The sequence below is a fragment of the Chelativorans sp. Marseille-P2723 genome (assembly GCF_902809845.1).
Taxonomy (GTDB): Bacteria; Pseudomonadota; Alphaproteobacteria; order Rhizobiales; family Rhizobiaceae; genus Chelativorans.
This window is the reverse complement of the sequence record NZ_CADDWI010000013.1, coordinates 1,340,814-1,364,140: the sequence shown is the minus strand read 5'-3', so window position 1 is coordinate 1,364,140 and position 23,327 is coordinate 1,340,814. Positions and strand designations below refer to the sequence as shown.

The 23,327-nt window shown below is 62.0% G+C and carries 21 protein-coding genes and 2 pseudogenes; 5 read left to right on the top strand and 18 right to left on the bottom strand.

Annotation, left to right across the window (positions count from 1 at the left end):
• Nucleotides 1-249 precede the first annotated feature (249 nt).
• Complete coding sequence (locus tag HUS57_RS17785; protein WP_210256099.1) at nucleotides 250-843, top strand: TetR/AcrR family transcriptional regulator; 594 nt, start codon at nucleotides 250-252, stop codon at nucleotides 841-843.
• Here HUS57_RS17785 and HUS57_RS17780 read toward each other — a convergent pair.
• The 17 genes from HUS57_RS17780 to HUS57_RS17705 all read right to left on the bottom strand — a co-directional run bounded on the left by HUS57_RS17780 (nucleotide 838) and on the right by HUS57_RS17705 (nucleotide 17,867).
• Entirely contained in the window at nucleotides 838-1,545 is a 708-nt protein-coding gene (locus HUS57_RS17780; RefSeq protein ID WP_173935171.1) for an ABC transporter ATP-binding protein, read from the bottom strand. The two genes, HUS57_RS17785 and HUS57_RS17780, sit on opposite strands and share 6 nt — an antisense overlap.
• Nucleotides 1,542-2,246, bottom strand: coding sequence for an ABC transporter ATP-binding protein (locus tag HUS57_RS17775; RefSeq protein WP_173935262.1), 705 nt, complete (start codon nucleotides 2,244-2,246; stop codon nucleotides 1,542-1,544). The genes HUS57_RS17780 and HUS57_RS17775 overlap by 4 nt, the downstream gene beginning before the upstream one ends.
• Before the next feature lie 26 nt (nucleotides 2,247-2,272).
• Nucleotides 2,273-3,274: a branched-chain amino acid ABC transporter permease gene (locus HUS57_RS17770; RefSeq protein WP_173935170.1), complete on the bottom strand. Its 1,002-nt coding sequence runs from the start codon at nucleotides 3,272-3,274 to the stop codon at nucleotides 2,273-2,275.
• Nucleotides 3,271-4,137 (bottom strand): branched-chain amino acid ABC transporter permease, encoded by an 867-nt coding sequence (locus HUS57_RS17765; protein WP_173935169.1) that lies wholly within the window; start codon nucleotides 4,135-4,137, stop codon nucleotides 3,271-3,273. Before HUS57_RS17765 ends, HUS57_RS17770 begins: the two co-directional genes overlap by 4 nt.
• A 25-nt stretch (nucleotides 4,138-4,162) precedes the next feature.
• Entirely contained in the window at nucleotides 4,163-5,356 is a 1,194-nt protein-coding gene (locus HUS57_RS17760) for an ABC transporter substrate-binding protein (RefSeq protein WP_246727926.1), read from the bottom strand.
• Between the two features lie 113 nt (nucleotides 5,357-5,469).
• The gene (locus HUS57_RS17755) at nucleotides 5,470-6,849 is read right to left on the bottom strand and encodes an amidase (RefSeq protein ID WP_173935167.1); all 1,380 of its coding nucleotides are present in this window, start codon (nucleotides 6,847-6,849) and stop codon (nucleotides 5,470-5,472) included.
• Nucleotides 6,850-6,990: 141 nt separating this feature from the next.
• Nucleotides 6,991-8,328, bottom strand: a complete 1,338-nt coding sequence (locus HUS57_RS17750) for an LLM class flavin-dependent oxidoreductase (RefSeq protein ID WP_173935166.1) — start codon at nucleotides 8,326-8,328, stop codon at nucleotides 6,991-6,993.
• A gap of 36 nt (nucleotides 8,329-8,364) precedes the next feature.
• Nucleotides 8,365-9,519 (bottom strand): LLM class flavin-dependent oxidoreductase, encoded by a 1,155-nt coding sequence (locus tag HUS57_RS17745; RefSeq protein ID WP_173935165.1) that lies wholly within the window; start codon nucleotides 9,517-9,519, stop codon nucleotides 8,365-8,367.
• A gap of 165 nt (nucleotides 9,520-9,684) precedes the next feature.
• Nucleotides 9,685-11,013, bottom strand: a complete 1,329-nt coding sequence (locus HUS57_RS17740) for an NtaA/DmoA family FMN-dependent monooxygenase (protein WP_173935164.1) — start codon at nucleotides 11,011-11,013, stop codon at nucleotides 9,685-9,687.
• Between the two features lie 11 nt (nucleotides 11,014-11,024).
• Nucleotides 11,025-11,273 (bottom strand): glutathione S-transferase C-terminal domain-containing protein, encoded by a 249-nt coding sequence (locus HUS57_RS18180; RefSeq protein ID WP_348640580.1) that lies wholly within the window; start codon nucleotides 11,271-11,273, stop codon nucleotides 11,025-11,027.
• On the bottom strand, nucleotides 11,230-11,472 hold the full coding sequence (locus HUS57_RS18175) for a hypothetical protein (RefSeq protein WP_348640579.1): 243 nt from the start codon (nucleotides 11,470-11,472) through the stop codon (nucleotides 11,230-11,232). The genes HUS57_RS18180 and HUS57_RS18175 overlap by 44 nt, the downstream gene beginning before the upstream one ends.
• A gap of 9 nt (nucleotides 11,473-11,481) precedes the next feature.
• On the bottom strand, nucleotides 11,482-12,453 hold the full coding sequence (locus HUS57_RS17730; protein WP_210256098.1) for a flavin reductase family protein: 972 nt from the start codon (nucleotides 12,451-12,453) through the stop codon (nucleotides 11,482-11,484).
• Between the two features lie 15 nt (nucleotides 12,454-12,468).
• Nucleotides 12,469-13,962, bottom strand: coding sequence for a class I adenylate-forming enzyme family protein (locus HUS57_RS17725; protein WP_173935163.1), 1,494 nt, complete (start codon nucleotides 13,960-13,962; stop codon nucleotides 12,469-12,471).
• A gap of 28 nt (nucleotides 13,963-13,990) precedes the next feature.
• Nucleotides 13,991-15,130: a MaoC/PaaZ C-terminal domain-containing protein gene (locus HUS57_RS17720; protein ID WP_173935162.1), complete on the bottom strand. Its 1,140-nt coding sequence runs from the start codon at nucleotides 15,128-15,130 to the stop codon at nucleotides 13,991-13,993.
• Nucleotides 15,127-16,350, bottom strand: a complete 1,224-nt coding sequence (locus HUS57_RS17715) for a CoA transferase (protein WP_173935161.1) — start codon at nucleotides 16,348-16,350, stop codon at nucleotides 15,127-15,129. Before HUS57_RS17715 ends, HUS57_RS17720 begins: the two co-directional genes overlap by 4 nt.
• Nucleotides 16,351-16,362: 12 nt before the next feature.
• Complete coding sequence (locus HUS57_RS17710; RefSeq protein WP_173935160.1) at nucleotides 16,363-17,505, bottom strand: thiolase family protein; 1,143 nt, start codon at nucleotides 17,503-17,505, stop codon at nucleotides 16,363-16,365.
• On the bottom strand, nucleotides 17,502-17,867 hold the full coding sequence (locus HUS57_RS17705; RefSeq protein ID WP_173935159.1) for an OB-fold domain-containing protein: 366 nt from the start codon (nucleotides 17,865-17,867) through the stop codon (nucleotides 17,502-17,504). The genes HUS57_RS17710 and HUS57_RS17705 overlap by 4 nt, the downstream gene beginning before the upstream one ends.
• Before the next feature lie 390 nt (nucleotides 17,868-18,257).
• Between HUS57_RS17705 and HUS57_RS17700 the strand changes: the two are divergent.
• Both HUS57_RS17700 and HUS57_RS17865 read left to right on the top strand, forming a co-directional pair.
• Nucleotides 18,258-19,016: pseudogene (locus tag HUS57_RS17700) on the top strand (IS5 family transposase).
• A gap of 327 nt (nucleotides 19,017-19,343) precedes the next feature.
• A pseudogene (locus HUS57_RS17865) lies at nucleotides 19,344-19,466 on the top strand (ATP-binding protein); the annotation flags it as partial.
• Nucleotides 19,467-20,963: 1,497 nt separating this feature from the next.
• Here HUS57_RS17865 and HUS57_RS17695 read toward each other — a convergent pair.
• The gene (locus tag HUS57_RS17695) at nucleotides 20,964-21,218 is read right to left on the bottom strand and encodes a helix-turn-helix transcriptional regulator (protein WP_246727925.1); all 255 of its coding nucleotides are present in this window, start codon (nucleotides 21,216-21,218) and stop codon (nucleotides 20,964-20,966) included.
• A 102-nt stretch (nucleotides 21,219-21,320) separates the two neighbouring features.
• On the opposite strand from HUS57_RS17695, the gene HUS57_RS17690 reads away from it, so the two are divergent.
• Both HUS57_RS17690 and proX read left to right on the top strand, forming a co-directional pair.
• Nucleotides 21,321-21,611, top strand: coding sequence for a hypothetical protein (locus HUS57_RS17690; protein ID WP_173935157.1), 291 nt, complete (start codon nucleotides 21,321-21,323; stop codon nucleotides 21,609-21,611).
• 172 nt (nucleotides 21,612-21,783) lie between these two features.
• Nucleotides 21,784-22,854, top strand: coding sequence for a glycine betaine/L-proline ABC transporter substrate-binding protein ProX (gene proX, locus HUS57_RS17685; RefSeq protein ID WP_246727924.1), 1,071 nt, complete (start codon nucleotides 21,784-21,786; stop codon nucleotides 22,852-22,854).
• Nucleotides 22,855-23,327 lie beyond the last annotated feature (473 nt).

The window sequence follows — 23,327 nt, the reverse complement described above, 5'->3', positions numbered from 1 at the left end:
GCCTCGGCGGACCCGCCAATGGCGGCAGCATCGAGTTCCCCGCGCAACTGGTCCACAAGCGTGCGCATCGCCGCGGCGTTGGCGGCAAATTGCGCGGAGCGGACCTCAACTCCACTGGGCAGGACGGGCATGGCGCCTCCACAAGCGATTAAAGAAACGGTCAACCGTTTGTTTATTGTCCATAGACCTCTCTTCAATGCTATGCAAGTCCATTGTGAACGGCGCTATCGGGTTGGGAGGAGCACCAAGTTGGTTCGGACGGTGGGTTCAGACGGGGCGAAAACGGAGGAGAACATCCGCCGGGCGGCCATTGCGCTGATCGCCCGAGATGGCTTCAAGGCGGTCACCCTGCGCGAAATCGCTGCGGAAGTCGGCATCCAGGCCGGATCGATCTACCGCTATTTCCCCAGCAAGGACGCGCTGCTCTACGAAATCCTCAAGGAGCATATGACGCGGCTGCTCGAAGCGTGGGCCGAAGCCGCGCCGGCCAAGGTTTCGCCCGAGCACGAATTGCATACTTTCGTCGCATTCCATATCCGCTACCACATGGGCAAGCGGGACGAGATATTCATCTCCAACATGGAACTGCGCGGACTGGCGGACGCCTATCGCGGCGAAATCTTCGCCCTGCGCCGCCAATACGAAACCGTCTTGGCGGACATCATCGATCGCGGTCAGGCAGCGGGCCGCTTCCGGCAGGGCGACGCGCTGGTAATGGCCTTTGCCGTCCTCGCCATGCTGACCGGGATATTCACCTGGTACAGCGTTGACGGGAAACTGAGCCTTACCGAACTGTCCGATCTCTATACCGCCATGGTCGATGGCAGCCTCACCGGGCTATAGAGCGGACAGGAGATCGATAAGTTCGGTTGCGAGGACGGAAGGCGAGCGGTCTTGCCTGTGGACGGTTTTCACTATCCTGCCCCGTTCGAGCAGCGAGACGCTTTCGCACAGGCTGGACAGCATATCGATGTTTTGCTCGACGAGCAGAATCGTCAGTCCTGCGTCGGCCAGGCTTTTCAGAACGTCCCTTATCTCGTCGCGGATCGAGGGCTGTATGCCCTCGGTCGGCTCGTCCAGCAGCACGAGTTCGGGACGCGCGCACAAACAGCGCGCCAGGGCCAGAAGCTGCTGTTCACCACCCGACAGGTCCCCCCCGCGGCGGTCGAGCAGCCGCTTGAGACGCGGGAAAGTCTCCAGAACCTCATTGATGCGGTGTTCGGGGTTCCGTTCGGCCAAGCAGCCGAGCTCAAGGTTTTCCCTGACGCTCAGCGGGCCGAATATCTCCCTTCCCTGCGGCACATATCCCAGTTTCCGGCGCGCGCGCTGGTGGGCTTCCATTCCGGAAACGTTCATCCCTCCGAGGACAATCGACCCTCCCGAGCTGCGCATGATGCCCATGACGGTGCGCAGCAGTGTGGTCTTGCCCATCCCGTTGTGCCCCATCACGCCGTGAACGGCGCCTTTTCGCACATCAAGATCGACGCCGAACAGGGCGGGGACCTTGCCATAGGCCGCCGTAAGGTTACGGATTTCGAGCATCATGCCGCTGAATTCCCGATATAAATGTCCTTCACGCGATGATCGGACAGCACGTCGTCCGGGGTGCCGGCAGCGAGAATCCGCCCCTGGTGAAAAACCGTCACACGATGCGAGATCATGCGGATGAACTTCATATCGTGCTCCACCACGATGATGGTACGGTCGCGGTTGATGTCCCCGATGAGCTCAACGGTCCGGGCGACCTCCTCGCTCGTCATCCCCGCAGCCGGTTCATCGAGCAGGATGAGTTCGCAGCCCTGGGCGAGAACCATGCCGATCTCGACCCACTGACGCTGTCCGTGGGCCAGGATCCCGACCTGCTTTCCCGCAATCTCGCCGAGCTTCAACCGATCTATGGTAGCCGCGACCTCCGCCGTGGCCGTTCGCCTGGACCGCACTCTCAGGGCCGCGACCATAAGACTTTCCTCTACGGTAAGCCCGTCGAAGACGCTGGGCACCTGCTTTTTGATCCCGATGCCCTGCCGGGCGATCTCGTGGGGCATGAGACCGGCAATCGACCGGCCACGATAGATTATTTCCCCGGCCGAGGGCTTGAGCCCGGTCAGCAGCTTGAAGAACGTGGTCTTGCCTGCCCCGTTTGGGCCGATAAGGCTGTGAACCTCGCCCTCGTGGAGCAGGAAGTTCACCCCATCTACGGCCACGACGCCGCCGAACCGCTTCGTCAGGTCGCGAGTCTGGAGCATGATGGCTGAGGTATCGGAGGATCCCGTCAATTCTGCGCCCTGCCCTGCTTGGCCCGCGTATACAGATCCATGATGGCGGGCATGAACCCCTTGGGAATGAGCAAAACGAACAGCAGAAGGACCGTCCCCAGCAGGAAGGTGGGATCTACGGCCGCCTGCGTCCCCGCATAGGACACGAGCATCTGCAACGCGATTGCCGCCAGGATCGGGCCCACCAGAGTGCCCAGGCCACCAACCAGAACATAGACGATGACCTGCACAGACATGGTCAACGAAAATACGGTGGGGCTGATAAAGCCGCCCCAACTCGCATAGAAGCTGCCCGCCAGTCCGGCGATGAGCGCACCGATAACGAAGGTTGCAAGCTTATAGCGGCGCGGGTCGTAGCCCAGCATACCAACCCGCTCCTCATTTTCCCGGATGGCGACCACCACCTTGCCGAAACGTCGTGTCAGCATCCAGCGCAGGAGCGCGTAGACCAGCAGCAGAGAGGACATCACCACATACCACATCGCGCTGTAGCCGAGCGTCGAAGCCGGATTTCCCGGTATGTTGAGGGGCGGCAGGGCCGGTATGCCATTGTAGCCGCCAAGGGGAACGCCAAGGATCGCATAGCCGTCGCCCGACGAGGCATTGAAGAACAGCAGGAACATGAGACTGACGGCCATGGTGATCACCCCGACATAGATGTCACTGATGCGGCCATAGAATATGAAGTATCCCAACACCGCGGCAAAGATTCCGGGAAACACCAGACTTCCGATAACCCCATAGGTGCTGTCCCCGAAGTGGATCGACAATATCGCGTAGGCGTAGCCCCCGATCCCGAAGAACATCGCCTGGCCGAACGATACGATGCCACCTATGCCCCAGACGAAGGCCTGGCTGAGAGCAAACAGGGCGATGACGATATAGACCGTGAACTGGAACAGCCCGAACTGGTCCATGAAGAACGGGGCAAGGATCATGGCGATCAGGGACGCCCCGACCACGCCTACGGTTTCGGTGAGATCATTGCGCTTGGTCATAGGCTCAACCTCGGCCACCTGCCGGTAATCCCCATGGGCAACAGGCGGATCAGCACGATGGCGAGCGTCAGGAGCGCGATTTCTCCAACCACGGAACTGGCCAGGAACGAACCGACGACGCTGACGGGGGCCAGCAGGGAGGAGGCGATGGTTATGCCGGTGATGGCGGCTGGTCCTCCGATCAGGACGGCAATAAAGGCCTTGATGATATAGACCATGCCCATGCTCGGAAATACGCCCGCAAGCGGCGCGATAACGCCTCCTGCCAGACCGGCCAGACCCGCGCCCAAAGCGAAGGTCATGACGTATACGCGGTCCCGGTTGATGCCGAGAGCCGCCGCCATTTCCGGCCGGAGCATGGTCGCGCGGACGATGAGGCCGAACCGGGTGAAGCGGAAGACCGCCCAAAGTCCGAACAGCGCGACGAAGCTGATCACCACGAGCGCAAGGCTGTAATAACTCACCCCATAATCGCCGATCGAGAAACTGCCCAGAGGCGTCGACAGGCCGCGGACATGGTTTCCGAACAGTGCGGTAACCGTGCCGATCAGCAGCAGGCTGACTCCCCAGGTCGCGAGCATGGTATCGATGATGCGGCCATAGAGAAACCGGATGATGGTGCGTTCGATGATGACGCCGATTATGGCAACCACCAGCGGCGCGATGATCAGGATCGCAATCCATATGTTCACGCCGAGACTGGTCGAGAACCAGACCGAATAGGCGCCAAGCATCATGAACTCGCCATGCGCGAGATTGATGATCCTCATGAATCCATAGATTACGGCAAGGCTCATCGTGGTGAGCACGAGCACCCCGATGCCGAGAAAAATATTGAAGAGTATGATGATCGCCGTGTTCATATCCAGCTTCCAGCAGGCCCGTTCATCAGATATCGATGACGAACTGCGTGTTGGTATCGGGATTGGCCTGCAGGTCACACACCATGGCCGTATCGACCGGCGGCTGGTCGGCGTATGAATCGAGGATGTCCCACTTCCCGCCCTTTGCCTGGCCGAGATAGATGCTGCGGACCGTGTGGTGGGTTTGCGGGTCGATGGTGACACGGCCGGTCGGGCCATCGATGGAGAGCCCCGATTCCAGCGCGTCGATGAGGCTGTCGCGATCGAGCGTGCCGGCGAGTTCGACCGCTTTCGCCCATGCGGTTACCGCTTCATAGTGGGACGTGCCGACTTCGGTGACTTCGACGCTGTCCGGCAGCTCTTGGCGCATGGCATCGACAAAATCCTGGCTCGTCTCGGTTTCGACGGTATCGTAGAACCCGAAAGAGGTCAGAATGCCCTCCGTGGTCGACGTGTCGAGGTTGAGCAGTTCACTGCTGACCCCGAACGCCGCCGCGGCAATGGGGATGGAATTCTTGAGGCCGGCCGCCTCCCACTGCCGATAGAAGCCGAGATGGTTGGAGCCGACGAGGACTTCGAGAATGAGGTCTGGCTGGGCGCCCTGGATTCTGGCGATGGTGGACGAGAAATCCGCGACGTCGAGCGGAAAGAAGTCGCTCCCGAGGATTTCCGCCCCGGCGTCCGTGGCGTATTTGGTCATCCATTTCGCGGTGATCTGGCCATAGTTATAGTCCGCGCCGAGAACGTAGACTTTCTTGCCCCATTTTTCCACCGCATGAGGAACGAGGCGCCGCATCGTTTGGCCGGGCGTGGTGCCGAAACAGAACGTATTGCGGTCGCATACCCCGCCTTCATAGGCCCCGTTGTAGAAATAGAGCTTGTTCTGGCGGGTAAATATCGGCCGGATCGCTTCGCGCGCGGACGAGCTCGTCGCACCGAAGATAATATCGACATTGTCGCGCATGACCAGTTGCTGGGCATACTGGGTATAGAGCTGAATGTTGGACTGGGCGTCATAGGCAATGATCTCGAGGGGACGCCCGAGCAATCCGCCATTCTCATTGATCCTCTTGACGGCGAACTCCAGCCCCGGCTTGGCGGCCTGTCCCGAAGCGCCGATGGGGCCGGTCAGGTCGGTGATGAAGCCCACCTTGATCGGGTCGGCTCCCAGGGCCCGGCCCTGGATGAGCGCGGGCGCGGCCAGCGCCGTTCCCAGCATGGCTCCGTATTTTAGAACATTTCTTCTGGTTATTCTTGTCGACGACATGGTTTCCTCCCTATGTGACAAGATGAAATGATGCATTCAATGCGAGCGGGCGGGCCCTTGCCCGGTTACGGCACGGGGCGCCGCAGATGCCAGGCCGTTGCCGTCTGAAACGCAGCGCCGGCCCTGAAAAGCGTTGTTTCGCGGAACCGTCCCGATACCATCTGCAGGCTGAGCGGCGTCCCTTCGGAGTCGAGCCCGGACGGCATGGTCAGCGTCGGGTGTCCGGTGAGGCTGAAGGGCTGGGTAAAGCGCAGGAACGGTTCAAACCCGCCACCAGCCAGCGCATCCCATTCTGCAATGGACGGCGTGGGGGTCGGAAAGGTGGGAATGATCATGAGGTCGACGGACTCGAACAGATCATCCAGCCTGTTAGTGTATTCGTGCTTTACGATATGCGCATAGGCAGCATCGCTAGCGGCGCGACCGGACACGCGGCGGAGATATTCCCCTAAATCCCGGGTGTAGTCGCCCTCCCGTTCGGGAAAGGTCTCCCGATGCGCATGAGCTGCCTCTGCGGCCATGATGGACGCGTGCGCATCGAGGGCCGGCCTGTGATCCGGCATGGAAACCTCGCGTATGCTGGCTCCGAGCCGGGCCAGAACCTCGGCCGCCGCCTCGACCGCCGCCACGACGAGGGGGTCGACGCCATCGAGGATGTAGGGTCGCGGGAGCCCGATCTTCAGCCCGGCCACGCCCCCGCCAATCCCCGCCACGACGCTTTCCACCAGCGAACGGGATGTCGTGAGATCGTCAGCATCCCACCCCGCGATCGCCTCGAAGATGAGCGCCACGTCCACGACGGAACGAGCCATCGGCCCGACCGCGTCGAACGAATAGGCGAGCGGGAAAACGCCATGACGGCTGACCCGACCCCATGTCGGCTTGAGACTGACAATTCCGTTAGCGGCAGCCGGATTGCGGATCGATCCGCCGGTATCGGTCCCAAGCGCGCCAAAGGCCATCCCGGTGGCGACCGCAACGCCCGACCCGCTAGACGATGCGCCGGCCCAGCGCTCCTTGTTCCAGGGATTTACCGGAGGACCGTAGTCGGAATGATGGCTGCTCCATGCATATTCGGTCGTCTTGAACTTGCTGGATATATTGGCCCCGGCATGGCCGAGGCGGTTCACCACCGTCGCGTTGAAATCCGGGGTAAAGTCCTTGTGTATGGACGATCCGAACGTCGTCCTTGCGAAGCTCGTATAGATATTATCCTTCAGACCGATCGGAATTCCATGCAGCGGACCGCGATACAGCCCTTCCCCGATCTCTCTTTCGGCAAGCTTCGCATTCTCGACAAGCCGGTCGGGATTGAAACTGATATGAGCGCGGTAGGCTGGATCGTACTCTTCAATGCGCCTGATCGTGTGTCTGGCGATTTCCACGGGCGAGACATCCTTGTCGCGGATGGCCCGGCCCAGATTGTATATAGACTCGTAATGCATGCTCCCCCCTTGAGATCGATTCAAGATTTGATGGAAATAAAAACTCCAGAATTTCGATAGTCTTCCATCACAAGTGATTATTGAAATTTATATTTATACTTGCCCTCATCTATCGAAGCGAAAATCCTGAGTGGTAAAATACTAAACCTCCGCCGCCTCGGGGAAAGGTCGAGGGGCAGCGCCGAGGTTCTCGCGCAGGGTCGTGCCCTCATATTCGGTACGGAACAGGCCGCGACGCTGGAGCTCGGGCACCACCAGCTCGCAGAATTCCTGCGCGCTGTGCGGCAGCATGGGTGGGCAGATGTTGAAGCCGTCCGCAGCGCCCTGGGTGAACCATTCCTCCATGGTGTCGGCGATCTGCTCGGCGCTGCCCACCACGACGCGCATGCTGCTGGCGGCGGCGACCCGTTCGTAAAGCTGGCGGATGGTCAGATTGTCCTTGCGCGCCATGTTGTAGAGCCGCTCGGCGTCGGAAACCATCTCGACATTGGCCGGCGGCGGCGGCACGGGGCCATCGAGTGGATAGCCCGACATGTCGCCCAATTGGCGGTAGATCTGCTGCAGGCCGATAGCAGGATCGATCAGCGCCTGGAGCTCCTCGAACTTGTCGCGCGCTTCCTGTTCGGTGCGGCCAACATAGGGCGAGATGGCCGGCATGATCTTGAGCTCGTCCGGGTGGCGGCCATAACGAGGCAGCATGGATTTGAGCGAAGCGTAGAAGGCCTGGGCCGGCTCGAGGTCGACATTGCCGGTATAGACCATGTCGGCATAGCGCGCGGCAATTTCCTTGCCGGCGTCGTTGGCTCCGGCCTGGGAGATGATCGGCCTGCCTTGCGGGGTGCGTGCCGAGCTCAGCGGCCCCTGCACCTTGAAATGCTTGCCCACATGGTTGAGCACATGGCGCTTGGCCGGATCGTAGAACACGCCCGATGCCTTGTCGCGGATGAAGGCGTCGTCCTCCCAGCCATTCCAGAGACCCGTCACCACATCGACGAACTCGGCGGCGCGCTCATAGCGGGTATCATAGTCAAAATGCTGGTCGCGGTTGAAGTTGCGGGCCTCCTCATCGGACCATGAGGTCACCACGTTCCAGCCGGCCCGCCCGCCGCTGATATGGTCAAGCGAGGCGAACTTGCGTGCGATGTGATAGGGCTCGTTATAGCTGGTCGAGCCCGTGGCGACGACGCCGATATGGGTGGTGCGGGCCGCGATGGCGGTCAGCAGCGTGATGGGTTCGAGCTCGACATTCTGGCTGGAGCGGCAGAGCGAGCCGGCCGGCTCGTCGCGCTGACGCACCGCAACGGAATCGGCAAGGAAGACGAGGTCGAACTTGGCCGCCTCGGCGATCTGCGCAGATTTGAGGAAATGATGGAAATCGAGCGCCCCGCCGGGATCCATGTCCTTGTGCCGCCAGGCGGCGAGATGGTATCCGAGCCCCCTGATGGAAAGCCCCAGCCGCATTTGCCGTTTACGCGTCATCGTTCGTCTTTCTGGTTCCTGACTGTGGAATGGCGGCTATTCGGCCGACTTGCGTTCCCACTTGGCGATCTCGCGGTTCACACCCTCGACCCGTGCTGCGTAAAGCTCTTCGCGCTTGCCTTCTGCCCAGTCGAAGGATTGCTGGCGGCCGGCATTCATCTCTTGAAAATGCGGCACCACGTGGTTGGCGATCAGTTCGTAGGAGCGCTTTTTTTGGGCGAAATCGGCCCAGTTGGGCGTGAGGTCGAGCCAGCAGCCAAAGCCGCCCGAGCGCTCCCAGAGCTTTTCGATATGGGCGATGAGATCGTCCGGGGTGCCGATCACCGCCGTGCCGGTCTCGAGGAAGGCATCGATCATCTCGTCGGGGGTTTTCTCGCCGATATCGGGAGCGAAAGCCTTGAAGGCCGGCGACAGGCGCAGGTACTTCATCCAGTCGCGGATACCATAATGTACGTCCTTGCGGGCCTGCTCGCGCGTCTCAGCGATATGGACCGGACCGGCGATGCGCCAGCGCGAGCGGTCGGGCGTATTGCCATATTCGGCGCAAGCCTCGGACCAGTGACGCCAGGTATCGCCGAGGAAATCGGTGCCCGGCTTGGCGGCAATGCCGAGCGTCAGGAGCCCGCCATTATATTTGCCCGCTGCGCGGGGGCCGGAGGGGGTGCCGGTGGAGGCAATGGTCAATTCCGGGTGTGGGCGGGTGAAGGGGCGCAACTGGGCCCGCGCTTCGCGCAGCACGTACTGGTCGGTGGTTTTGGAGACCACCTCGCCCTTCATGAGCCGGAGCACGACGTCCAGCGCCTCATCGGTCTTTGCGCGAATCTCGGTCTGCTCGAGGCCCAGGGAATAAACGTCGGTGGCCAGCGACCCAGCCCCTGCACCGAACATCAGACGCCCGCGCAATTGATGGTCGAGCTGGATGATCCGCTCGGCGATCATGAAGGGGTGATGGAAGGGCATGGAGACAACGCCGGTACCAAAGCGAATGCGCTTGGTGCGGGCGGCGGCTTCGGCGATGAACAGCTCGGGCGAGGCGATGATCTCGAGGCCGCCGGAGTGATGCTCGCCGATCCACGCCTCGTCGAAGCCCAGATGATCGAGATGCTCCATGAGCTGGAAGTCGCGCTGCAAGGCCAGGGTCGGATTGTCGTCCAGATTGTGGAAGGGCGGCATGAAGACGCCAAACCGCAAGTCCGACTTCGAGGTTTCTTTTACTTGCGGGCTAGTCAATCCGCTTCTCCCTAGGCATATGTTCTATATAGCGGAACATCCGTTCTCCTCCAAGCTATAAAGGTTGGCCGGTGAAGTCAAGACGTTACGGCCACCCGACAGCGATGGGCGGACGGCTGGCTCTGTTCATTCTTCCATCATGCGTTCGCGCAGGGTCGGCCCGGTGAGGTCGAGAGCGGAGCGACCGGCTTCGCGCTCGAGAATCGGGATGACCAGATTGCTGAATTCGTCGGCCGATCCGGGCAGGTGGATCGGCGAAATCATGAAGCCGTCGCCGCCGGCCTCCTCCATCATGTCGAGCATCCAGCGCGCCACGCGCTGGGGCGAGCCCACCACTTGGGGAAAGCCGACGCTGCCGGCGTGGCGCCGGGCCGCCTCGCCCACGGTCAGCGCCTCGCCATCGCCGCTGGTGTCGGCATAGGCGTCGAGAATGCCCTGCACGCCCGGCACGTCGATGGAGCGCAGGGGCAGGTCCGGGTCCTCGCTTGAAAGATCGACGCCCAGATGGCCGGAAAGGTAGAAGATGCCGGCCTCGAGCGGCACGAGCGTCTGGTGGAAGTCGGCCTTCTGGCGGGCGATCTCGTCGGTCTCCCCGACGATGGGTTGCATGCCGAACAGGATCTTGATGCGGTCGGGGTCCCGTCCGGCCTCGATGGCGCGCTTGCGCATGTCGTCGCGGAAACTCTTCATCTGCGCGGCACTGCGGCAGATGGCGAAAATTACGTCGGCGTTCTGCGCCCCGAAGGCGCGTCCGGCCGGGGACTGGCCCGCCTGGATGATCAGGGGACGGCCCTGGGGCGAGCGGTGCACCTGCGCCGGACCGCGGCTGCGGAACCATTTTCCGGCAAAATTGATCTCACGGACCTTGGTTGGATCGGCGAACATGCTGCCTGCGGTGTCCGAGACGATGGCATCCTCGTCCCAGCTCTGCCACAGCCGGTTGCAGACCTCGATATATTCACCGGCATAAGCATAGCGCTCGTCATGGGCCAGCAGGTCGTCATAGCCCAGATTCTGGCCCTCGCTCTTCAAATATCCAGCCACCACGTTCCAGCCGGCGCGACCGCCCGAGAGGTGGTCGAGCGTAGCCCAGGTGCGCGCGCCGACAAAGGGCGGCACGGCGAGTACGGACTGGGTGGCGGCAAGGCCGATGCGCGTGGTCACCGCCGCCATGGCGGGGAGAATCTGGAGCGGATCGAGACGCGGCGCCTGGGCGGCATAGCGGACCGCATCGTCATGCCGGTCGGCATGGCCGAGATTCATGCCGTTGGAATCGGAAAAGAAGATGAGGTCGTAGCCCCCCCGCTCGGCCGAGCGGGCTATATCGAGCCAGAACGGTACCCGATCCCAGGGCGAGCGGTTGTGCTGGGAAGCCGAATGGGGATGACGCCAGCTCCCCAGGCTGTGCTGGGTCACTGAACCGGAGAGGAAGAGGGCGAGACGAATTCTTTTCATGATCCTGCTTTCTAGCTCTGGATGGGGTGCGCGGACGCTCTCATCGACGGGCGGGCATCCTGTTCTGCGAACCATGCGGCGGCGGCCGGGGCCCGGGCACGCCAGTCGAGATCGGGGAAGCGGAAATCGAGATAGCCCAGCAGGCAGGCGACCGATACCCCGCCAATGTCCCAAGCGAGCGCGGGCACGGCCCGGTCGAAGGCATCGATGGCGGCGTCAAGCTTGGTGCGGTGCCCCTCCTCCCATTCGCGCCAGCGCAATTGGGACGGGCGGGCCACGGTCTCGTAGCGGACGAGTTGCGCGGCCTCGGTCGCCCCCGAGGGCCATCAGCGCCGCGTCGGGCGCGACGGGCGCGGGCGCGGATGCGACAAGCTCGATCCGGTCGGCGAGCCCCAATTCATGGGCGCTGACCATCACCTTGCGGACATAGGGCGAATTGGGGGAATGGTAGAGACGCATCTGGGCTTCCTATTGCCGGGTGAAGACATCGGCGCCCACGATGGCGCGCAGGGTGCGTTCGGTGGTTGCAAGCTCGTCCTCCGGAATCGACGACAGCAATTGCTGCTCGATGGCGAGGGTGGCCTCGTAGAGCGCGCCAAGGGCCTGGGAACCGCTGGTGGTCATCGTGAGCACGCCGGCCTGCCCGATGGTGAGGAAGCCTTTCGCGCAAAGGCCCGCCACGGCGTCTTCGGCGGCGACGCGGTCGAGAAAGGTGATGGGCTGCAAGGTATCGAGGGAGCGTGAGGGATAGGCCGAGACTACGCTCAGGACGCGGCTCTCGTTAAAGCCAAGATGCTCGCTCGCGCGCGCGGCGGCCATGGCCTCGCTCATCCGGTTATAGGCGCGGTTGAGCAGCACGATGAAATAACGGTGTAACATGGTGCTGCTCTGAGGCTGGTTCTCCTTGAAGCGGGTAGCAGGATGCTCAACCGCCGCCGCGTAGCGCCCGCGCTCGAAGACGAGGGCGGGGGTTTCGCTGCGCCGGTAGCGCTCCACATGGCCGACCATGATGAGGTGGTCGCCGGTCGGGTGTTCGACTTCGCGCCGGCATTCGAGAACGGCGGCGGCGCCATCGAGGATCGGCGCCCCGCCGGCACCCTCGGAAAAGGTCACGCCGTCGAACTTCTCCGGGCCGGACTTGGCGAAGCGCTGCGACAGCTCGATCTGGTCGGCGGCGAGGATATTGATGGCGAAATGGGTCGCCCTGGTGAACACGTCATAGCTGGTGGAATTGTTCTGCAACGACCAGAGGACCAGCGGAGGCGTCATGGAAACCGAGGCGAAGGAATTGGCGGTCACCCCCACCATGGCACCGTCAGCGCTTGCGGTGACGATGGTGACGCCGGTCGCGTATTGGCCGAGGCAACGGCGAAAGGCGCGCGGATCGGCGAGCGGATCACCCATATCGACGGCGGGGGGCAAAGCGTTCTTGTCACTCAAAAGACTATCCTCCAGTTAGTCGGCATTGCGCAGCAACTCGCGGCAGGCGGCGAGGTCAACCTTCTCGCTGCCCAACCGCGGCAGTTTATCGACGAAGGCCATGGCGCGCGGAATCTTGAAGCCCGCCAGCGCGCGGCGGCAGACGGCCTCCACATCGGCAGCGGCGACTCCGGGCCGCGTCGGTACCAGCACCGCCGCGATGCGCTGGCCAAGCCGGGGATCGGGAATGCCGAGCACCACCGCATCGGAGATTTCGGGCATGTCGAGCAGTACGGCCTCGACCTCGGCCGGGTAGACGTTCTCGCCCCCGGTCTTGATCATGTGGTCGTCGCGGCCGAGGAAATGCATCTGCCCGTCGGCATCGAACCGGCCCAGATCGCCGGTCGGCTGCCAGCCACCCTCGAGCGGGGGCCGGACCCGTACATAGTCCCCGTCCCAATAGCCCGGCGAGACGCCATCGCCCCGCACGACGATCTCGCCGATTTCGCCGGGGGCCGCCAGCCTTCCCGCCGCGTGGTCGTAGACGGCGACCTCGGAAGCGTTGGTGTTGACCTTGCCATGGGTGTCAAAGCGCCGCTTGTCGCGGTCCAGAAGATTGTAGGTAAAGCCGCCCTCGGTCCGGCCCCAGCCCTGCAGGAATACCCCGCCAATACGCTTTTCATAAAGGGTGATGGTCTCGGTATCGACATTGTGGCCCCCGCCCCAGGTGAAGCGGACGGCGGAATCCAACCCCGCGAAGGCGCTGGCGGGCGCGGCGGCGATATCGACCAGGATAGTCGAGACCATCTGCATATAGGTGATGCGTTCCGCAGTGAGGATGGAGAGGAAATCGGCCAGATCCCACTTTTCCAGCAGCACGATCTTGCAGCCGGCAAACAGCGCGTTGCACAGCACGTTGAGGCCGGCGATGTGAAAGAGCGGCGAGACGACGAGGGCGGCGTCGTGGATGGACAGCTTGAAATGGTCGGCCATGCCGCCGGCGATGGCCACGCGCACCCCGTGGGTGTGGATCACGGCCTTGGGCATGCCCGTAGTGCCGGAGGAATAGACGATATTGGCGATGTCGTGCGATTGCCGCCCGAGCATGGGGAAATCGTCGGGCATGGTGTCGAGCAAAGCCAGAAGGCTCGCCGCGCCATCGACGACGACGGTGTTGTCCGCATGGGGCGCCGCGACGAGGCCGGCGCGGTCCTCGGTGACGAGGACCATGGCGGGCCTGGCGTGATCGAGCACGCGGGCAAGATCGGCTTCCTGCAGCCGGGCGTTGACCGGCAGGAAGACGACCCCCGCCTTGAGGGCGCCCAGAAAGGCGATGACCATTTCCGCCCGGTTGGTCATGAAGGTGGCGACGCGATCGCCCGGCTTCACCCCGCGCGCGACGAGCAGGCTGGCGAAACGGCTGGCAGCCCGGTCGAGCCCGGACCAGGTGAAACGGTGGCGCTTGTCGACGAGCGCGGTTTCATCAGGGGCGCTGCGGGCGCGCATCTCGAGAAAAACTGCAAAATTCATATCCAACGATCCTCCCTGGCCGGCTGTGTCATGGTGCGGGGCGGTGGAGTTCCACGGTGGCGGTTCCGGTGGCGGTCGTCTCGCCGAGTTGGTTTTCCGCCCTGAGCGCGATTTCGACGAGATCGGCCCCGTCCTCCTCGGACAGTGCCGAGACGGACGCCTTGACGAAAGTCGTATCGCCGAAGATTACCGGCGCCTTGATGCGCACCGAGGCGGCGCGCAGCATCGCATTGTCACCCATCCAGTTGGTGACGGCGGTGATCATGAAGGCGGTGCGCTGCAGGCCGTTGTCATAGACCCCCGGCATGCCAGCAGCGGCAGCGGCTGCCGGATCGGTATGGCCCATGGAGGCCGTCAGCCCCTCGGAGAAATATTCCGGCGGCAGCGTATTGGGCAGGCGGTCGGGCGCGTTGAGGGCCAAGTCGCGATAGAGCCAGCGCATTTTGGTCGATTTGTAGCCCGCCGTGCCGATGGCGCCGGCGTAATAGGTGGTCATGTCGATGGGCACCAGGGGCCCGCGCGCGATGGTCGGAAGCTGCATGCCGACCGCGACCTCGGAGACTTCGAGCCATCCCGAGCCACGGCGGTATTCGTTCATCACCATGCGCTCGATGGCGGCGAATTCCTGCTCGGTATAGCGGTGCTGGGGGCGGGGTGCGAAGGGCATGCCGCCATTGCCGTCGCTCTTTTTGGCGACGCGGAAGGTGTGAGCCTCAAGCCGGGCGAGACGCTCCCCCGCAAGGGTGCGGTATTCGGTGCGCCCGCTCTGGAGGATCATGCGCTCGACGCGCTTGCCGCCTACGTCGCGGGCGCCAGACACCGTAGCGCTGGCCGTGATGGCCTCGCCGAGCCGTACCGGCCGGTCAAACTGCCAGTCGGCGCCAGCATAGAACCAGGAGTAGCCCGGGAGACCGGGGGCCACGACGCCGTCGAAGATGGAATAGAGAAAGGTCGGCGGGGCGATGATCCCACCATAGCGCGCAGTGCGGGCATAGTCGGGATCGCTCCACAGCGGATTGTCGTCGCCGATGCCGTGGGCGTAATGGCGGATGGCGTCGCGGGTCGCCTCATGGTTCCATTGCTCGACGCGCAGCGGCGTGCCGATCTGCGCATGCAGTTCGGCAAGGGCGCGTTGGGTGACGTCACCAGGGGCGCTCGCTTCGCTCATCGTCCGGCCACTCCCCCTGCCCTTGCCACGACCGCGCCCTGGGCAGCGAGGCGGTCGACATCAGCGTCGGAGAGGCCGAGGACCCCACCCAATATGCGCCGTGTATCCTCTCCCAAGGCAGGCGGGTAGCCGGCAGTTGGCGCTGCACTATCGGAAAAGCGCAGCGGATTGCCGATGGTGCGCACGCTGGCGCCATCGTCGCCCTCCATCTCCACGATCAGCTCACGATGCAGTACCTGGGGATCGGCCATAACCTGATCGAGGGTGTTGACGACGCCGGTGGGGATGCTTTCGGCTTCCAGAAGGGGCAGCCACTCCTCCACGCTGCGGGTGAGGAAGGCGGCCTCGAGCTCGGGCAAGAGCACGTCGCGGTTCTCGAAGCGCTCGAGATTGGTGGCAAAGCGCGGGTCGGCCAGCAAGTCCTCGCGGCCAAGCACCCGGCACAGGCCCTGCCACATGCGATCGGTGTTGGCGGTGACCACCAGTTCGCCGCCGCCCGCAGCGCGAAAGCCGCGATAGGTGGGAATGGAATCATGGGCGCTGCCCTGATGGCCGGGGACGTTACCGGAGAACAGGTAATAGGCGGCCTGGTAGCTTAGCATGGCCACCTGGCAATCGAGCATGGAGACATCCACATAATCGCCCCGACCGGTCTCGCCGCGCCGGTAGAGCGCCGCCGAGATGGCGATGGCGGCATACATGCCCGCCGAGAGATCGCCGATCGGGATGCCGGCCCGCACCGATGCGCGGCCGGGCTCGCCGGTCATGCTCATGCCGCCCGACAGCGCCTGCACGATCATGTCGTAGGCGGGCTTGTCGCGATAGGGCCCGTCCTGCCCGAAGCCCGAAATCGAGCACCAGACGAGGCGCGGGTTCTCCGCGCGCAGTTCGACATGATCGAGCCCGAGGCGGGTTAACACACCGGGACGGAAATTGTCGACGACCACGTCGGCGGTGCTGATGAGATCGCGCGCGATTTTCCGGCCCTCGTCGGTTTTGAGGTTGATGCAGACGCTCTGCTTTCCACGATTCACCGACATATAATAGAGGCTGTCCGCGCCAATGAAATGGGGCGGGATGTGCCGGGACAGATCACCCTCGGGGGATTCGATCTTGATCACCTCGGCCCCCAGATCGGCAAGGATCTGCGTGCAATGGGGCCCGGAGAGGAACTGGGTCAGGTCGATGACCCGGATGGTGTCGAGCGGCGGAAGCTGCATGGCCCGAGCCTCCTAACGCGCATAGATGTGGATGGAGCAGGCCCCGTGATCGAAGCCGGCAATGCCACCGCCGGTCGCATGGCTGAGGCCGATCCGGGCCCCTTCGACCTGGCGCTCGCCAGCTTCGCCGCGCAATTGCCGGACCACTTCGACGGCCTGGGCCGCGCCGGTCGCGCCGATGGGGTGCCCCTTGGCCAGAAGCCCGCCGGAGGGGTTGACGACCACTTTGCCGCCAAAGGTCGAATGCCCCTGCTCGAGAAAGGCCCCGGCCTCGCCGTGCGCGCAGAAATCGAAGGCTTCGTAATAGAGCAGCTCGGCGATGGAGAAGGCGTCATGGACTTCGGCGAGATCGACGGCGTCGGGGCCGATCCCGGCATGCTCCCAGGCTTCCGCCGCGCCGCGCCGGGTGATCTCGGGCGTGGTGAGGTCGCGGAAGCCGGGGGTGTATTTGCCCGAAGTGAGGTCGGAGGCAAGGATACGGACCGGATCGGTGCGGAATTGCGGGGCGACCTTGTCCGAGCAGATGATGAGGGCCGCGGCGCCGTCGCCGGCAGGGCAGCACTGGAACAGGGTCAGCGGCTCGGCAATGGGGCGCGAGGCTAGCACTTCCTCGACCGTTGTCTCCTTGCGCATCTGGGCGTCGGGATTAAGCAAGCCATGCCGGCGGTTCTTGACGGAGACAAGGGCGAGCTGGCGCTCGGTGAGGCCGAATTCGTGCATATAGCGCTGGGCGCGCATGGCGTAGAGGGCCGGCATGACCATGCCGTTGCTGACCTCCCAGTCCTCCTCTTCGAGAGGCAGGGTGCCACCACCGAACTTGGTGAGCTTTTCGACGCCAATGACCAGGACGATATCGTATTGTCCCGAGCGCACGCTGCTGACCGCGTGGTGGAGGGCGGTGGAACTGGCCGAGCAGGCATTTTCCATATTGGTGATCGGGATGCCGGTAAGGCCGATGCGTCCCAGGATGCGCTGGCCCGACATCATGCCGCCAAAAGCGGTGCCGCAAAAGGCGGCTTGCACGCGACGCGGATCGACGCCCGCATCGTTGAGAGCCTGCTTCACCGCCGGCCATGCCAGATCGGCCAGAGAACGCTCGGGGAACTTGCCAAACGGCACCATGCCGGCGCCGATAACGGATACTCCTGTGGTCATTTCGCTTCCCTCACGGCCTTGAAGACAAGCTGGGATCGCGGCTCCTCGGCGGCCTCCCCGCTCACGATTCCGGTGGACGCATAAACGGCAGCTCCGACGCTCAACCCTTCGGGGTCGAGATGGGAGAACACTCGCACGCCATTGGGCAGATCGACATAGCCGACGGTGTAGGGCAGCCGCCATTTCTTGGGTGCCGCATGGACGGTGGAAAAGGCATAGACCGTGCCCGTGGTGGGCATGTCGGTTTCCGCGACCGCGTCTTCGGCCATACAGATGGGGCAGACGGCCTGGAACGGATAGGCCATGGCACCGCACGACGTGCAGTGCATGCCGACAAGCCGGGCCTCGGTACTGGGGGACATCTCTGGGTTCATCAGCGCTATCGCTCTTAGTGTTCTTTTTAAGAGAATGATTGTTCTCTCTAGTACTACTTTTAACTACGGGATGGGTCAAGCGCTTATTGAAACATGTGTTTTGCTGCAGAGACGCAAACCGATCCATCGCAGCAATCCCAAGTTGCGTGAGCGGGGTGGATGCCATTCATCGGTGCGGCGGTTCAAAGTTCCATCCGGACCTTCATGGCGGCGTCGACGAGGGTTTCGGCCACGTCCCCCATCGGCAGTCTATGGGTAACCAACCTGTCGATCTCGGGCTCAATGACGCGTGTCATTTCCTGAGCCTAGGAAGTGTGGACTCTTGGGCTTCCCACGAGTGAGCAAAATCAGATTCACTGCTGTCTTTTGGAGGCAGCAATGGGAGTTCTGGACCGCCTGATCCTGCGAGACGATCAGTGGGAGCGCGTGTCGGCGCATATCGGTGACGAGCGCACCCGTGGCTCGTCGGGCCGCGATAACCGGATGTTCGTTGAAGCCGTGCTATGGATTGTGCGAACGGGTTCGCCCTAGCGCGATCTACTCGAGGTGTTCAGGGGCTGGAACAGCGTCTTCCGGCGTTTCAGCCGCTGGAGCCACAAGGGTATCTGGTGGCGCATCTTCGCCACGATGTCGGACGATCCTGACTTTGAACATCTGATCATCGATTCCACCTTCATCCGCGCCCACCAGCACGCCGCCGGCGCAAAAAAGGGGCTGAAGATCAGGTCATTGGCCGCTCACGCGGGGGCCTGAGCACCAAAATCCACATGGCCGTGCGCGGCTTGGGCTGCCCGGTACACTTCACGCTCACGGCTGGTCAGAAGGGGGAATGCCCCGCGGGCCGATGCCCTGATCCAAGCCCTGCCTGCCGACGTGGTGCTGGCAGATGCAGCCTACGACAGCAACCGTCTGCGCAAGGTCATCGCCGATAAAGGAGCCATTGCAGTCATCCCGAACAACCCGTCACGCGCCCGCAAACACAAGGTCAACAAGCACCTCTATGCCCAGAGGCATCTCGTCGAATGCTGCTTCTCGAAACTAAAGCAGTTCCGAAGGGTTGCCACACGCTACGAAAAGACGGCGAAAAACTATCTCGCCGTCGTCACCATCGCAGCAACAATCCTATGGCTCAGGTAAGTGTCTACACTTCCTAAGGATGTTGTGGCTGAGCGAATGGATGTCGAACAATAAATTGGCGGCGGAAGATCTCGAACGGGGAAACCTCGACGCGGGCGTTCTGGGGGCGGCAGACCCCACAGAACAACACGTCCCGCCGTTGGCTGTATAAACGGGGAGGCCGGAGGCGGCCTCGGATACCCGTGGCTTCGACGGTGATATCGAAGGTCAGGCGCAATGTCCTGGTGCTCAGTTTGGGCGGGCTGAAGCCAGAGACGGCCCGGTGGCTCGAAAGGCTGCACGAGCAACTGGCTGGCGGCGACAAAAAGAAGCGCAGCAACCGCCTGTTCCGAGCGCCTCACCGGCGCGCTCCTCGACCGACAGTCCCACCACGTCAACATCCTCGAGATGAATGGTGACAGCTATCGTCTTACCCAAAGCTGGGCACGGAAAGCTAGACGCGCGTCCTGAAACGCGATGTTAGGGCTCAAACATCGATCGGGCTACGATCTCATGGCCGACTTTTGCACCGCTGTCTTTTGCATCGCTGTGACACCATCTTGTCGCAAATTTGGGATGATCCAGATTTGGATCATCTCCGGCATGGGTGGCAGTGCGAGCATAACAATCGCGGTTGCGTGTCCGCCTCTTACCCTGATCGCGGGCACACCATCACCCTGAAATCGAGCTATGATGCATAAATTGCGAATCCACTGCCGCGCAATGCGGGCGACCTGGTGCTCTACCCAACGCGCTCTGCTCTCCTGCCCGGCACAGCCACAAAGGGGATTCTTCATGCCGGATGATCTTACGCCCTCGGAGATGTCGTCATGAGCTATAAAGCCCTGCACTGGCTGGCCAACATTCCAGCCCGACACCTACCGCCGACGCCTTTCGCGTGCTGTTCCATCTGTGCAATACCCACAACGCTTGGCGGAGCCCGGAGACCGCCTGCTCTACGAGGCAAAGACGTTGCGGGCCTGGACCGGCCTTTCGAATGGCGGCCTCAACAAGGCTTGAATGCGCTCGAGGCGGCAAAGCTGATCCGTCGGCGGCGCATCTGGAATCCGGACGGGATAAGGGGGCAGACCTACTACATTCTTGGGTGCGACCGCGATTGGCACGAGCGCCATCCCCACAAAATGGAGATGGTGAGCGGGTTGGAAACCCCTGGGAAAGCCTGTGGATAAGTCTGTGGACAGATCTCAAACCAACTCCAGTTTGGGGCCCTCACCAACTCCAATTCAGGCCTCCCACCATCTCCACGCAGGTGGAGATTAACCTGTAATAGAACCAGTAATAGAACCTTCGCGGGCGCGAGACCATTTCCCCAGCCTGTGGACAACTCGCGACCAAACGGCAAACCGCCCCCGAAATCGCCGCCGAAATGGCAGCAAAATACCCGGGCGTCCTTACCTTCGATGGAGAAGCAGATTGCTGGCTGCCATGGTTCTCGATTGGAACAATACGCCTTGCCCGGACTGCCATCGCCCTGATCCGTGCGAGTGCCTCGATCAGAGCGAGGACGTCAGAAGCGAGTGCGGGCGAAACCGATCACTACCTGGGCTTACTTCACCCAGGCCATCGCTGAAACCCATCATCTGCGCATGCTGTCGATGCGCGACGAAACGGGCGACGGCAAGGAGGGCGAGGTTTGATGGCCTCGATTGCGGCCGCATCACCGGCCATCGGCCCGTCATTGTGGAGCAGCGTCATCTCCGATGCCCCCCCACCCCATTGGGTCCTTCCGCGCGGTTGACGTATGCGGGGTGTCTTTGCCCGCCAAAGCGCTAGCGACAAAGGATTTTTCTGGGTTTCCACCCTTGGGTTTCCACTCAGGTTTCCACTTTGGGTTTCCAGGTTTCCACTGCGGTGGCTGCCGAGGGTTTCCAGGCTCCGAGCCTTTCAGGCGCTCCGACTGCTTGGCTGCAAGTCGAGGGTAAAACGCACATCACGGCCACTGATCGGTCACGGCTGCGGCGTGTCGATGCGGGCCAAAAGGGTATTGAACGTGGCGGCTGGATCGACGCCAAGCGCGTTGGCCAGTGCGATGAACTCAACCACGTCGATGCGGCGCTCATTGCCCTCGACCTTGGCCACGTACGATTGCGGCTTGCCCAACCGGTCGGCAACCTGCTGCTGGGTCAGGCCAGCAGATTTGCGCGCCTCCACGAGAAGTGCGGTCAGCGTCCGGTACTGGTCTGAGTGGGTCGATTTGGGCACACGCACCTCACAAAGATTATGTGCATTGAGCACTAATCCGATTATCGGATTATCCCATTCAAGGTTACCGTTCCTCGTATCAGTCTTTCGGGGGCAAGGCCAATGGGACAGGTTCTGATCGATCATCTGGCGGTCGCCATCGTTATCGTCATGATCGCGGCGGTGGCGTTCTGGCATGTGTGGGCGTTTTATCTCAAACCGCTGGCGATCCCCAAAGCCGAGATAGACGCCATTGTGGATGAACTGATCGATCGGCACGGGCCTGACGCTGAAGACTGGGCGCGCTCTTACGAAGAAGAGGCGTGGCATAGGTCCGACATCGTCCAGCAAGGCCGGTGGCGCCGGATCCGTCGCGAGTTGTGGCGGCGGCACAGGGTCGGCGAGTGGGAATAGCAGGACGGAGACGTTGCAGCTCAAGCCCGTGGAGATGCGCCCAAATCCGGGCGCATCTATGTACCGACAATCTGCACGGGCGCACAACGGAAACCAGTTAAACGCCGTTCGTTCAGAATCGTAAAATATCGCTGTCAAGGGTGTAATTGCGGTTTTAGTTGGATACTGTTCGTTGGTTCACAACGTTAAGGAGAACAGACTCTTGAACTTTAGTAGTAAACTGTCGCTGTCATTGCTGGCTTCTGTGGCTATTTCTTTTTCCGGTTCGGCCTCATACGCTCAAACACAGCTTCCTGGTGAAGGGAGGACTGTGCGGATATCCCAGCCGACTGGAGAAGATACTGGATGGATTCTGTCCAATATCTACGCACAACTTTTGGAAGAATTGGGGTATACGCCGCTGGATACCCTCACAATTGATCTCCCCGTGGCCTACGCAGCCATGGCAACCGGCGATGTCGACATCTATCCCTATGGCTGGTTCCCGCTGCACAACACCTATCTCGAAAGCTCGTACGGTGATGCACAGATCGTTGGGCATGTGGTCGAGCAAGGCGCGCTGCAGGGCTATCTGGTCGATCGTGCTTCGGCCGAAAAGTTCGGCATCACCTCGCTTGAGGATTTCAAACGCGATGAGGTGAAGCAGGCGTTTGACCGTGATGGCGACGGAAAGGCCGATCTGGTTGCGTGCCCGGCAGGCTGGGGATGTGAGTTGACCATCACCTATCAGTTGGATGCTTTCGACCTGCGCGATCATGTCAACGAGATCAGAGCTGGCTATTCAGCCTCGATGGCCGATGCGATCGCTGCCTACCAGAGCGGCGAGCCAATCTTCTTTTACACATGGACACCGAACTGGACTGTCAATGAGCTGGTGCCAGGTGAGGATGTCGTCTGGATCGAGACCCCGTCCATCGAACTGCCCGCAGAGCAGCAGGAACTTGCCGATTCGGCCATTGTCTCGGGTGTTGAGGGCTGCGTGTCCAATCCTTGTCAGCTTGGATGGCCAGTGAACGACATCAGTGTGGTTGCCAGTCGTGCGTTTCTCGAAGAGAACCCCGCGGCACGCACCCTGCTCGAACTGGCTTTTGTCGATATCAACTTCATCTACGCTCAGAACGCGGCAATGCGCGCTGGCGAGAATTCCCAAGAGGATCTCCGCCGCCAGGCGGCCGAGTATATCGAGGCGAACCGTGAAGCGGTGGACAGCTGGATCGAGCAAGCTATCGCCTCAGCGCAGTAGTTTTTTCCAGACCTCACTTGCATGTTAGAAAGGATCCGGCGGGCATGGCGCGCCGGATTTATCCAACCGCCTTTCGGGGCGGAAATGACGGGTTACAGATATGTAGAGACCCGAGCGCCACAAACTGATGCGCGTCACCGCATCTGGTAACGCCGAAGCGCGTCCACAGTCGGGCCTCGCAGCAATACCATTGGCCCGACACTTTGGTACACTGCAGACACCACCATCCTCACTGATAGCAACGTTCCTGACGCGCGCTGGAATAAGGGAACCGGCAGCCGAACGGGCCGTATTGGGCAAATTGCGTCGCCGCGCATTGCTGCAACCCCCATCATCTTCACCAAGCATTTGGATGCAAAGGGCGATTCGGAACGAATCATCCCTGCGGGGAAAAAGCGCCGTGAATGAGTACGGGGTTGAAACGGCTCTCGACGTGGTGGGGACGGGTTGAAGCGGCCCGGGACGTTGAACTT

Excerpts from the sequence above, each read along its gene's own strand:
- HUS57_RS17720 (WP_173935162.1), bottom strand. The coding sequence starts at position 15,130 with ATGAGCGAAGCGAGCGCCCCTGGTGACGTCACCCAACGCGCCCTTGCC.
- HUS57_RS17715 (WP_173935161.1), bottom strand. The coding sequence starts at position 16,350 with ATGCAGCTTCCGCCGCTCGACACCATCCGGGTCATCGACCTGACCCAG.
- HUS57_RS18175 (WP_348640579.1), bottom strand. The coding sequence starts at position 11,472 with ATGCGTCTCTACCATTCCCCCAATTCGCCCTATGTCCGCAAGGTGATG.
- HUS57_RS17765 (WP_173935169.1), bottom strand. The coding sequence starts at position 4,137 with ATGAACACGGCGATCATCATACTCTTCAATATTTTTCTCGGCATCGGG.
- HUS57_RS17770 (WP_173935170.1), bottom strand. The coding sequence starts at position 3,274 with ATGACCAAGCGCAATGATCTCACCGAAACCGTAGGCGTGGTCGGGGCG.
- HUS57_RS17760 (WP_246727926.1), bottom strand. The coding sequence starts at position 5,356 with ATGCTGGGAACGGCGCTGGCCGCGCCCGCGCTCATCCAGGGCCGGGCC.
- HUS57_RS17755 (WP_173935167.1), bottom strand. The coding sequence starts at position 6,849 with ATGCATTACGAGTCTATATACAATCTGGGCCGGGCCATCCGCGACAAG.
- HUS57_RS17690 (WP_173935157.1), top strand. The coding sequence starts at position 21,321 with ATGGGACAGGTTCTGATCGATCATCTGGCGGTCGCCATCGTTATCGTC.
- HUS57_RS17705 (WP_173935159.1), bottom strand. The coding sequence starts at position 17,867 with ATGTCCCCCAGTACCGAGGCCCGGCTTGTCGGCATGCACTGCACGTCG.
- HUS57_RS17725 (WP_173935163.1), bottom strand. The coding sequence starts at position 13,962 with ATGAATTTTGCAGTTTTTCTCGAGATGCGCGCCCGCAGCGCCCCTGAT.
- HUS57_RS17780 (WP_173935171.1), bottom strand. The coding sequence starts at position 1,545 with ATGATGCTCGAAATCCGTAACCTTACGGCGGCCTATGGCAAGGTCCCC.
- HUS57_RS17740 (WP_173935164.1), bottom strand. The coding sequence starts at position 11,013 with ATGAAAAGAATTCGTCTCGCCCTCTTCCTCTCCGGTTCAGTGACCCAG.
- HUS57_RS17750 (WP_173935166.1), bottom strand. The coding sequence starts at position 8,328 with ATGACGCGTAAACGGCAAATGCGGCTGGGGCTTTCCATCAGGGGGCTC.
- HUS57_RS17710 (WP_173935160.1), bottom strand. The coding sequence starts at position 17,505 with ATGACCACAGGAGTATCCGTTATCGGCGCCGGCATGGTGCCGTTTGGC.
- HUS57_RS17775 (WP_173935262.1), bottom strand. The coding sequence starts at position 2,246 with ATGCTCCAGACTCGCGACCTGACGAAGCGGTTCGGCGGCGTCGTGGCC.